The sequence below is a fragment of the Streptomyces sp. 15-116A genome (genome assembly GCF_025290915.1).
GTDB lineage: Bacteria > Actinomycetota > Actinomycetes > Streptomycetales > Streptomycetaceae > Streptomyces.
The window spans coordinates 1-10990 of record NZ_JAOCQE010000224.1 but is presented as its reverse complement, the minus strand read 5'-3'; the positions used below and the strand labels follow the sequence as shown (position 1 = coordinate 10990).

Here is a 10990-nt window from a genome sequence, read left to right as displayed (position 1 = left end):
GGTGCCGCTGGGTGCGCTGGCGGGCGCGGTGGGCTACTCCCGCGTGCACACGGGCGTCCACTACCCGGGCGACGTCGCCGCCGGCGCGGTCCTGGGCATCGCCAGCGCGGCGACGGCCCTGGCGGTGGCAGCGGCGCGCCTGCCGGCGTCGTACGGCTCCCGCAGAGTGAGGTGGGCTCGCGGCGCTTGAGCGTCGAGGGGGGTGCGTATTGAAGTACCTCGGCTGCAGGGAGTCCGTGGTTGCTCGCGCAGTTCCCCGCGCCCAGCCCCACACAGCCCGCACCCGAAAACGCACCGCCCTCCACACGGCTCACCTCTCACGGCTCACGGCAGACGCGCTCACCACGCCAGCCCCGCAAGATGCGCGGCGATCCGCTCGCGGTCCCACGCCCCGTCCGCGACGACGATCCGGTACCGGTAGGCGAACGACTCCCCCGGCGTCAGCGCGAACTCCTCGAAGAACGCCCAGGAGAACGCGACCGAGGGGATCGGCTCGGAGCGGACGAACCAGTGCGAGGAATGAATCGCACGCCGCTCGTCGAGGTTCTCCGGCGCGTGGGCGAACACCAGCGTGGAGTGGCCGTCGACCTCGTCGTGCTCGGCGGTGAACGCGAGCCACGGGCTCTGCGTCCCCATCAGCTGTCCCGCGCCGGCATCCGAGTCGGGGGCGGTCACCGTGCCGCCGGTGAAGTCGCGCGGGCCGCGCCACTGGAGCCCGGTGTAGCCGGCCATCTCGCGCCCGGCCGTGGTCGGGGAGCCGAACAGCAGGGGTTCGTCACGGAGGTTGGTGAGGCGGATCGACCAGTCCAGCGCCCAGGCGCCTGCCTCCTCGTCGACCGAGTGGACGCTCAGGCCGCGTTCCTCCCGCGCCCACCGCGCACCGCCGTTCTCGATCCAGCTGAGGTCCTCGGTGCAGTCGAAGTGGTCCTCGCCGGCCGAGAAGGAGGCGAAGCCGTCGTGGCGCATGGAGCCGATCCGCTCGGGCAGCGGGAGGTAACCGCGGCCGTGCACATAGGAGTTGCCGCCCCAGAAGTTCTGTCCGGACAGGTGACTGGCCGTCATCTGCACGCCCTTGTGCCAGCGGTGGTCGTTCGGCCGGTATCCGGTGACCGTGCGGCCGGCGAGGGTGCGCAGCGGGTGGGCGTAGGGTTTGCGGGACTCGAAGGGGTCGGGGTCGGGTCGGTAGACGTAGCGGAGGATCTCCGTGCCGCCGGGGGCCGTGACCGTGATGTGCTCGCCGTGGGTGTGGGTGACGCGGAGGCTCATGCGGGCTGCTCCTCGGGGGCCCAGTCGGGGTGGCCGCCGTGCATGGCCTCGTAGTAGGGGTCGCCCGGCGCGATCTCGCCCGCCCGCACCGGCTGCCCGGTGAACGCCGCCTTGTACAGGGCGGCGGCGAACTCCAGCGTCCCGCGGGCCTCCTGGCCGCTGCCCGGCGGGCGCACCCCGGCGTCCCAGGCGTCGAGCAGCGCGCCGAACTGGGCCGTGTGGGAGCTGGGGACGTCGGCCGCCGGGGTCCGCCAGGCGGCGGCGCGTTCGGCGGGGACGTGCGGGGCCGGCGTGTACGTCCAGTCCTCGTTGCGGTGCCCGTACAGATGGGTGAGTTCGACGGTGGCGTCGGCGCAGTCGACGCGGATGCGGCTCACCTCGTGCGGCGACAGCACCGAGTTGACGACAGTGGCGAGCGCGCCGCTCCGGAAGCGGACCAGGGCGGTGGAGACGTCCTCGCTCTCGGTGGTGTGGACGAGCCGTCCCGCCATGGCCCGTATCTCCTCCCACGGGCCGAGCAGGTGCAGCAGCAGGTCGTACTGATGGATGCCGTGCCCCATCGTGGGCCCGCCGCCCTCGGTGGCCCACCGGCCGCGCCAGGGCACGGAGTAGTACGCGGCGTCACGGTGCCAGGTGGTCTGGCAGTGGGCGACCAGCGGGGCGCCCAGCTCACCGCCGGCGATCAGCTCGCGGGCGTGCACGGCGCCCGAGCCGTGGCGGTGCTGGAAGACGACCGAGGCGTAGGCGCCGGAGGCCTCCTCGGCGGCGGCGATCTCGTCGTACTCGGCGAGCGACAGGCACAGCGGCTTCTCGCACCACACCCAGGCGCCCGCCTTGAGGGCGGCGACCGTCTGCTCCCGGTGCAGCGACGGCGGCGTCCCGATCACCACGAGATCGGGGCGTACGGCGTCCAGCATCGCGCCCGTCGAGGTGTACCCGGCGACCTCCGCACCGGCCTGTCGTCGGAAGGCGTCCAGCCGGTCCTGGTCCACGTCGACGGCGGCCACCAGTTCGGTGCGGTCGGCGTGCGCGCGCAGCGCGGGCAGATGGCTGCCTCTGACGATGGCACCGGTGCCGATGACGGCGACCCGGCGACGGACGGGGGACAAGGACATGCGGGCTCCCAGCGAGGTCGGCGGGCCAAGGTAGAAAGCGCTTGCACCGCTGGTCGACCTTAGGTGGGAGCACAGTGAGGGGCAAGGCCCCGACCGGATGCCGGAAGCGGCGGGCCTACGCCCGCACCTCCCCTCCGCCGCGCGCCCCTCCGCTGTGACCGACGCCGTGGTCCAGGAACCGGTACCGCCGTTCCGGACGGCCCGCCGCCCCGTACCGCAGGGAGACCTCCGCGCTGCCGAGGGTGTGGAAGTGCTCCAGGTAGCGGCGCGCGCTGACCCGGGAGACGCCGGTCAACTCCGCGCACTCGGAGGCCGACAGCGTGCCGTCGGTCTCGCGCAGGGTGCGCTCGATCAGCTCGGCGGTCTCCACGCTCATCCCCTTGGGCAGCACCTGCGCCGCCGACGGAGGCGCCGTCGCCCCGGCGAGGACCCGGTCCACGTCCGCCTGACTGCGGACGACCGTGTCCAGCAGCCGCCCGCGCCGGCCGGCATAGCGCTCCAGGCGGGCCCGGAACTCCTCGAACTCGAACGGCTTGAGCAGATAGTCGACCACCCCGTGCCGGACCGCGCCGCGCACCGCGTCCGCGTCCCGCGCGGCGCTGACCACCATCACGTCGCAGTCGTGGCCGGCCGTGCGCAGCCGGGGTATGACGTCCAGCCCGAACAGGTCCGGCAGATACAGGTCCAGCAGCACCAGATCGGGGCGGAGTTCGTCCACGGCGGCGACGGCCTGCTCACCGGTGCCGGCCACACCGACGACCCGGAACGGTGCGACCCGCTCGGTATAGGCGCGGTGCACCCGGGCCACCATGAAGTCGTCGTCGACCACGAGCACGTCGATCGCGTCGCCGGTCGCGGGCGCGGGGCGTGTGGGAGGCACGCCCTGCGAGCTGCTCATCGCTCCACTCCTTCCGCCACCGCGTCGACGAGGTGGCTGACGGGTCCGGCCGGGAGCGAGGGCCCGGCCACGAGGTCCGGGGCGGCCGCCTCTCCTCGGTCTCCCGGAGCCGCCCATCATGGCCCCCACCTGCGCTGAGGGAAAGAGGCGTACGCCACCAGCCGGCCCCCTCGGGGCACCCGGCTCCACACCCCGGCCCGTTGACGCAATGACCAGAACCTCCGTTGGTTCCGCAAGCGAGACAGCCTCCATGTGCGCGGGCACCATGTGGCGCACGCCACCCTCCGCCCAGGGCTTCGCGTGTTCCCCCCACACAGCTTCCCCGCACACAGCTCCCCCACAGCTTCCCCAGACAACTCCCCAAGACGACGACCGACAGGTGGTGGCATTCGTGCGCCTGCGCACCCCCCTCGCCCTGCTCGGGGCCGCCGTGCTCGTGCTCGTGGGCCCGCCGCTGCTCACGACCGGCAGCGGCGCCGAGACCGGCACGCAGATCCCGGGCCTGCGCCTCATGGTTCCCAACACGCCCGGCGGCGGCTACGACATCACGGCCCGTACGGCCGCGAAGAACGCGGAGGACGCCGGGCTCACCCACAACGTCGAGGTGTTCAACCTGCCCGGCGCGGGCGGCACCGTGGGCCTCAGCCGGCTGGTGAGCGAGCACGGCAACGGCAAGCTCGCCATGTCGATGGGCCTCGGCGTGGTGGGCGCCGTCCACTCCAACCACGCGCCGAAGACCCTCGCCGACACCACCCCGATCGCCCGGCTCACCGAGGAGCAGGACGTCGTCGTGGTCGCGAAGGACTCGCCGTACAAGACGATCGACGAGCTGATCGGCGCCTGGAAGGACGCTCCCGGCAAGCTCCCGGTCGGCGGCGGCTCCTCCCCCGGCGGTCCCGACCATCTCGCGCCGATGCTGATGGCGCGCGCCGCCGGGATCTCCCCCAAGCAGGTCAACTACATCCCCTTCGACGGCGGCGGCGAGCTGCTCGCCTCGATCCTCGGCAACAAGGTCGCTTTCGGCGTCTCGGGTGTGGGCGAGTACCTCGACCAGATCAAGGCGGGCGAGCTGCGGCTGCTCGCGGTGACGGGGCCGGAGCGCGTGCCCGGCCTCGACGCGCCCACGCTCCAGGAGGCGGGCTACGACGTGAACTTCACCAACTGGCGCGGCATCGTCGCCCCGCCCGGACTGACCGACTCCGAGCGCGGCAAGCTGATCCGGCTGGCCGAGGAACTGCACGACTCGAAGGAGTGGCAGGAGTCCCTGAAGAAGAACGGCTGGGACGACGCCTTCCTGACCGGCGAGAGGTTCGGCGCGTTCCTGGACGCGCAGGACCAGCGGGTGGTCTCGGTGCTGAAGGAGCTGGGACTGTGACGACACAGACCGACATTCCCCCGGCCGAGGCGACCGGGCGCCGCTCCTGGCTGCGCGACCACTCCGAACTCGGCGTGTGCGCGCTGCTGCTGGTGCTCGGTGTGCTCGTGCTGACCGACGCGCTCACCATGGACGTCGACATCGCCCAGCGCGGCCCCGTCGGGCCGCGGACCGTGCCGGTCGTGGTCGGCGCCGGGCTGCTCGTCGTGGCCGCCCTGCTCGCGGTGGACGTGCTGCGCGGCGGCCGGGGCCAGGCGGAGACCGGCGAGGACGTCGACCTGTCCGAGCCCGCCGACTGGCGCACGGTGCTGCTGCTCGCCGGGGTGTTCCTCGGCGCGGCCGTCCTCATCGACCCGCTGGGCTTCCCCGTCGCGGGCGCGCTGCTGTTCTGGGGCGCGGCCTACGCGCTCGGCAGCCGCCGGTTCGACCGCGATCCGCTCATCGCGGCGGTCGTCTCGCTCGTCACGTACGTCGTGTTCAACGACCTGCTCGGAGTCCCGCTGCCCGGCGGTCCGCTGATGGGAGTGCTGTGAGATGAATGCCCTCGACTCCCTTCTGAACGGCTTCGGTACGGCCCTGACGCCGGTCAATCTGCTGTGGGCCGCGCTCGGTGTGCTGCTCGGCACGGCGATCGGCGTGCTGCCCGGCATCGGCCCGGCGATGGCGGTGGCACTGCTGCTGCCGGTGACGTACGGGCTCGATCCGATCGGCGCGTTCATCATGTTCGCCGGGATCTACTACGGGGCGATGTTCGGCGGTTCGACCACCTCGATCCTGCTCAACACCCCGGGCGAGAGCGCCGCGGTGGTCGCGGCCATGGAGGGCAACCCCATGGCCAAGTCGGGCCGGGGCGCGCAGGCGCTCGCGGCCGCCGCCATCGGTCACTTCGCGGGCGGCATGGTCGGCACGATCCTGCTGGTCGCGCTGGCGCCCACGGTCGCCGATCTGGCGGTGGACATCGGCGCGCCGGACTACTTCGCCATCATGGTGCTGGCGTTCATCGCGGTGACGTCGGTGCTGGGCTCGTCGCGCATCCGGGGTCTGGCCTCGCTGCTGATCGGCCTGACGATCGGTCTGGTGGGCCTGGACCAGATGACGGGGCAGCAGCGGCTGACCTTCGGGTCGCTGCAGCTCGCGGACGGCATCGACGTGGTGATCGTCGCGGTGGGTCTGTTCGCCATCGGGGAGGCGCTGTGGGTGGCCGCCCATCTGCGGCGCAGGCCGCCGGAGCCGATCCCGGTCGGCCGGCCGTGGCTGGGCCGCGCCGATGTGCGGCGGACCTGGAAGTCCTGGGCGCGCGGCCCGTTCATCGGCTTCCCGTTCGGCGCGATCCCGGCGGGCGGCGCGGAGATCCCGACCTTCCTGTCGTACGTCACCGAGAAGCGGCTGTCGAAGCACAAGGACGAGTGGGGCAAGGGCGCCATCGAGGGGGTCGCGGGCCCGGAGTCGGCGGCGTCGGCCTCGGCGGCGGGCACGCTGGTGTCGATGCTGACCCTGGGCCTGCCGACCACGGCGGTGGCCGCGGTGATGCTGGCCGCGTTCCAGCAGTACGGCATCCAGCCGGGCCCGCTGCTCTTCGAACGCGAGCCGGACCTGGTGTGGGGCCTGATCGCCTCCCTGTTCGTCGGCATGGTGCTGCTGCTCGCCCTGAACCTGCCGCTGGCGCCCGTGTGGGCGAAGCTGCTGCGCATTCCGCGGCCGTATCTGTACGCGGGGATCCTGTTCTTCGCGGCCGTGGGCGCGTACGCGGTCGGCGGTGAGGTGATCGACCTGGTGCTGCTGCTGATCATCGGCCTGATCGGCTTCGGCATGCGGCGCTACGGGCTGCCGGTGCTGCCCGCCGTCATCGGCGTCATCCTCGGCCCGGCCGCCGAGCAGCAGCTGCGGCGCGCGCTGCAGATCAGCGACGGCAGTGTCACGGGCCTGGTCGACACGCCGTTCTCGGTGACCGTGTACGCGGTGGTCGTGCTGCTGCTGGCGTGGCCGCTGGTGCGGAAGGCGCTGGTCCGGGGGCGCGCCGGGGACTGATGGTCGCGCGTCGGGACAGGGTGGGTGTGGCCGTCCGAGGGCCACGCCCACCCGTCGCGCGGAGACAGGGGTCGAGCCTTCTTTTCACCGCAGCCCTTGACGCGTCACCGACAACGGTGGCTTCCTATGACCCGTGGGAGCGCTCCCACACCCACCAGCTCCTTCCTCTGACATCGTTGTCTGGAGCCGCCATGAGATTCCCCGCTGCCTCGCGTACGGCCGCCCTGATCGCCGCCCTCGCGGGCCTCCTCCTCCCCTTGATCTCCTCAGCCACCCCCGCCCACGCCGCGCCCACCGGCTTCCGCGTGGAGAACGGGCGGCTGCTGGAAGCCTCCGGGAACGACTTCGTGATGCGCGGGGTCAATCACGCGCACACCTGGTACCCGGACAAGATCGGCTCGCTGGCGCACATCAAGGCCAAGGGCGCCAACACCGTGCGGGTCGTGCTGTCCAGCGGCGACCGCTGGACCCGCAACGACACCGCCGACGTGGCGAACGTCGTCGCCCAGTGCAAGCAGAACCGGCTGATCTGCGTCCTGGAGGTGCACGACACCACCGGCTACGGCGAGCAGAGCGGTGCGGTCACCCTCGCGCGCGCCGCCGACTACTGGATCAGTGTGCGGTCCGCCCTCGCCGGCGAAGAGGACTACGTCATCGTCAACATCGGCAACGAGCCCTACGGCAACACCGGCCACGCGGCCTGGACGGCGGACACCAAGGCCGCGATCCGAAAGCTCCGGGACGCCGGATTCGACCACACGATCATGGTCGACGCGCCCAACTGGGGTCAGGACTGGGCGTTCACCATGCGCGACAACGCCGCCTCGGTGTTCGCGGCCGACCCCGACGCCAACACCATGTTCTCCATCCACATGTACGGGGTGTTCGACACCGCCGCCGAGATCAGCGACTACCTGGGCCGCTTCGTCGCCGCCCGGCTTCCGATCGTCGTCGGCGAGTTCGGCCACGACCACTCCGACGGCAACCCCGACGAGGACACCATCCTCGCCGTGACCCAGCAGCTGGGCCTCGGTTACCTCGGCTGGTCGTGGAGCGGCAACGGCGGCGGTGTGGAGTACCTGGACATGGTCACGGACTTCGACCCGAACCGGCTCACCGGCTGGGGGCAGCGGCTGTTCAACGGCGCGAACGGCATCGCCGCCACCTCGGAGGAGGCCGGGATTTACGGCTCCGGATCCGGCGGCGACACCACCGCCCCGACCGCTCCGGGCACCCCGGCCGCCTCGGCGGTGACGTCCTCGTCCGCGACCCTGACCTGGAGCGCGGCCACCGACGCGCACGGCGTCACGGGCTACGACGTGGTCCGGATCGGCGACGGCGAGGAGACCGTCGTCACCACGACGACCGGCACCTCGGCCACCCTCACCGGCCTGGCCCCGGCCACCTCCCATGTCTTCGCCGTCTACGCCCGGGACGCCGCGGGCAACCGCTCCGCCCGCTCCGGGACGGTCACCGTCACCACGTCCCCCGGCGGTTCCGGCGAGGACTGCGCGGTGGCCTACCGGGTGACCGGCCAGTGGCCCGGCGGCTTCCAGGGCGAGGTCACGGTACGCAATACCGGCACGCGGGCCGTCGACGGCTGGACGCTGCACTGGACCTTCCCCGGTGAGCAGCGCGTCACGAACCTGTGGGGCGGAACCGCCGCCCAGAGCGGCGCCGAGGTCACCGTCACCTCCGCCCCGTACATGGCCGCGATCCCCGCGGGGGGCTCGGTCACGATCGGGTTCACCGCCACCCGGGCGGACGGCGACCGGAACCCGACGGCGTTCACGCTGAACGGCGCGGCCTGCTCGACGGCGTGACACACGCGTCGATGGTGTGACACAGGCGCCGCTGGCCTGACGGACCCGCTGCCCGGAAGGGTGTTCACTCCTCCCCTTCCGGGCAGCGACCCACGTCAGACCAGGCGGGCGAAGACGACCAGGTTCTCGGTGTAGTCCTTGGCGGCGCGGTCGTAGGCCCCCGCGCAGGTGATGAGCCGGACCTGGGCGTCGGGAGTGTCGGCGTAGACGCGTTCGTCGGGGAAGTCGTCCTTGGCGAAGCTCTCCTTGTCGAACACCTTGAAGGTCGCCTTGGTCCCGTCCCTGCGCACCACCCGGAAGCGGTCGCCCTTGTCCAGCTCGCTCAGCCGGGCGAACACGGCCGGGGAGGTCTTGGTGTCCACGTGCCCGGCGACGATCGACGTGCCGAGTTCCCCGGGGGACGCGCCCTTGGCGAACCAGCCGACGAGATTGGTGTCGTCCGGCGGGGGCGCCTCCAGCTGTCCGTTCGCACCGATCTCGAGGTCCGTGAAGGGCGCGTCGACGGCGATCTCGGGGATGACCAGCCGGACGGGCTCGGACCGGGGCAGGGACTTGTGGGCCGACGCGCTCGGCGCCGGGTCGCTCGGTGCCGGTTCGGCCTGCTCCGGCTCCGCGGGCTCCGCCTCGGGTGCGGGCGGCTCGGAGGTCTCGGCAGCCACGGCGGGGGGCGCGTGCGGCACGTGGGAGTCGTCGGGGGGATCCTCTCCGCCGCCGAGCAGGCTGACGGCGAGGACCAGGGCAGCCGCACCCCAGAAGAGCGCCGTCATGGCGGCGCGCAGTCTGCGCCTTCGCGGCGGCGGCTCGTTGTCGGCGGGGGCAAGAGGACTGGCTGCCATCGGGGGGACCACCTCACTCGGACACGGCAGCGGGCACGACGGACGACTCGGCGGGCGGGGCCGCCTCCGGACGCGTCACACGCGTGGGGCGGCCCCGGCCGCTATGTGGTCAGGCATGGCTCACGCCACGCTTCCGGCAGCCTTCTTGCGGCGCAGCGCGTACATGCCGGTGCCGAGGACCGCCAGCGCGGCCAGACCGCCCGCGGTGACACCCGGCTCGGCGAGGCCGCCACCGCCGGTGTGCATGCCGCCCTTCGGCTTGTCGTGGTTCCACTCCTTGTCCTTGCCGCCCCAGGACTCCTCGCCCTTGTCCTTGTAGGACTCGGAGGAGTCGTACTTGCTCCCCTCCTCGCTGTTCCAGTCCTTGTCGTTCACCGAGGCGAGGGCGCCGCCACCGGTGTGCATGCCGCCCTTCGGCTTGTCGTACTTGCTCTCGTCGTCGTGCTTGCTCTCGTCGTGCTTGCTCTCGTCGTCGTACTCCTTGTCCCAGTCCTTGTCGTTGACCAGGGCGCCACCGCCGGTGTGCATGCCACCGTGCGGCTTGTCGTGCTTGCTCTCGTCCTCGTACTTGCTCTCGTCGTCGTGCTTGCTCTCGTCGTCGCCCTTGTCCCAGTCCTTGTCGCCGGACAGGGCACCGCCACCCGTGTGCATCCCCCCGTACGGCTTGTCGTGCTTGCTGTCCTCGTCGTGCTCCTTGCTGTAGGAAGACTTGTCGTGGCCTTCGTCACCCGTGTGATCGGCGTAGGCTGCGGGCGCGGCGATCGCGAGGGCCGCCGTGGCCGTCGCGGTGGCGAGCACCATGCGGGCAGAGCGCATCTGGAGTTCCTTCCATCGAAGACCGGGCTGCTGACTCCTCGTCAGCACGATTGACCCGGTATCGACGTGATCCAACGTCAGCCAAGTCGGCGGCGCTCACCATCCGGGACGTACACACGGGTTAACAACCCATCCCTATGGCGGCACGTACAGGCCCCTGCCGCCGTATTCCGCGGCTCCCCCGCACCGTCTTGCCTCCACCCCCGGCACCCGCCTAGCCTGACTTTGTGCCGCCAATAAACAAAACCCGTCCGCACAGCGCAGTGCCGGGTACCGACCTCGTCCGACTCCGTCTCGCCCTGACCGCCTTCTTCGCCCTCGACGGCTTCGTCTTCGCCGGCTGGGTGGTCCGCATCCCCGCCATCAAGGAACAGACGGGCGCCTCCGCGAGCGCCCTCGGTCTCGCCCTGCTCGGCGTCTCCGCCGGCGCCGTCGTCACCATGACGCTCACCGGCCGCCTGTGCCGCCGCTACGGCAGCCATCTCGTCACCGTGGTGTGCGCCGTCCTGCTGTGCCTCAGCGTCGGGCTGCCTGCGCTGACCCACTCGGCCGTGACGCTGGGCCTGGTGCTGCTGCTGTTCGGGGCGGCCTACGGCGGGATCAACGTGGCGTTCAACAGCGCCGCCGTCGATCTGGTCGCGACGTTGCGGCGGCCGATCATGCCGACTTTCCACGCCGCGTTCAGTCTCGGCGGCATGCTCGGCGCGGGTCTGGGGGCGCTGGTGGCCGGCTCGCTCTCGCCCACCCGGCATCTGTGGCTGCTGGCCGGGGCGGGGCTGGTGGTGACGGCGCTCGCGGGGCGGGTGCTCCTGCGGTGCGAGCCGCTGACGCCG

Annotated in this window: 11 protein-coding genes; 6 read left to right on the top strand and 5 right to left on the bottom strand. The window is 72.0% G+C overall.

What is annotated here, in order from left to right:
• The coding region (locus N4P33_RS26900; protein WP_260829376.1) for a phosphatase PAP2 family protein at nt 1-190 on the top strand (190 nt) is incomplete at its 5' end.
• 149 nt (nt 191-339) lie between these two features.
• Here the strand turns inward: N4P33_RS26900 and N4P33_RS26895 are convergent.
• From N4P33_RS26895 to N4P33_RS26885, 3 genes are all read right to left on the bottom strand, one after another.
• On the bottom strand, nt 340-1266 hold the full coding sequence (locus N4P33_RS26895) for a PmoA family protein (RefSeq protein ID WP_260829375.1): 927 nt from the start codon (nt 1264-1266) through the stop codon (nt 340-342).
• Nucleotides 1263-2381: a Gfo/Idh/MocA family protein gene (locus tag N4P33_RS26890; protein WP_260829374.1), complete on the bottom strand. Its 1119-nt coding sequence runs from the start codon at nt 2379-2381 to the stop codon at nt 1263-1265. The genes N4P33_RS26895 and N4P33_RS26890 overlap by 4 nt, the downstream gene beginning before the upstream one ends.
• Nucleotides 2382-2496: 115 nt before the next feature.
• Entirely contained in the window at nt 2497-3279 is a 783-nt protein-coding gene (locus tag N4P33_RS26885; protein ID WP_260829373.1) for a response regulator, read from the bottom strand.
• Between the two features lie 391 nt (nt 3280-3670).
• Between N4P33_RS26885 and N4P33_RS26880 the strand changes: the two genes are divergently transcribed.
• The 4 genes from N4P33_RS26880 to N4P33_RS26865 all read left to right on the top strand — a co-directional run bounded on the left by N4P33_RS26880 (nt 3671) and on the right by N4P33_RS26865 (nt 8505).
• Nucleotides 3671-4654: a tripartite tricarboxylate transporter substrate binding protein gene (locus tag N4P33_RS26880; RefSeq protein WP_260829378.1), complete on the top strand. Its 984-nt coding sequence runs from the start codon at nt 3671-3673 to the stop codon at nt 4652-4654.
• Nucleotides 4651-5187 carry a tripartite tricarboxylate transporter TctB family protein gene (locus tag N4P33_RS26875; RefSeq protein WP_260829372.1) on the top strand — a complete coding sequence of 179 codons (537 nt, stop codon included), beginning with the start codon at nt 4651-4653 and terminating at the stop codon, nt 5185-5187. The genes N4P33_RS26880 and N4P33_RS26875 overlap by 4 nt, the downstream gene beginning before the upstream one ends.
• Nucleotide 5188: 1 nt before the next feature.
• The gene (locus N4P33_RS26870; RefSeq protein WP_260829370.1) at nt 5189-6682 is read left to right on the top strand and encodes a tripartite tricarboxylate transporter permease; all 1494 of its coding nucleotides are present in this window, start codon (nt 5189-5191) and stop codon (nt 6680-6682) included.
• A gap of 191 nt (nt 6683-6873) precedes the next feature.
• Nucleotides 6874-8505 carry a cellulase family glycosylhydrolase gene (locus N4P33_RS26865; protein WP_260829369.1) on the top strand — a complete coding sequence of 544 codons (1632 nt, stop codon included), beginning with the start codon at nt 6874-6876 and terminating at the stop codon, nt 8503-8505.
• A gap of 95 nt (nt 8506-8600) precedes the next feature.
• Here the strand turns inward: N4P33_RS26865 and N4P33_RS26860 are convergent, their stop codons facing one another.
• Nucleotides 8601-9341 carry a class F sortase gene (locus N4P33_RS26860; protein WP_399030174.1) on the bottom strand — a complete coding sequence of 247 codons (741 nt, stop codon included), beginning with the start codon at nt 9339-9341 and terminating at the stop codon, nt 8601-8603.
• A 120-nt stretch (nt 9342-9461) separates the two neighbouring features.
• Nucleotides 9462-10157 carry a hypothetical protein gene (locus N4P33_RS26855; RefSeq protein ID WP_260829367.1) on the bottom strand — a complete coding sequence of 232 codons (696 nt, stop codon included), beginning with the start codon at nt 10155-10157 and terminating at the stop codon, nt 9462-9464.
• A gap of 263 nt (nt 10158-10420) precedes the next feature.
• Here N4P33_RS26855 and N4P33_RS26850 point away from each other — a divergent pair.
• Nucleotides 10421-10990, top strand: a 570-nt coding sequence (locus N4P33_RS26850) for an MFS transporter (protein WP_260829366.1), incomplete at its 3' end; no start/stop codon positions are given.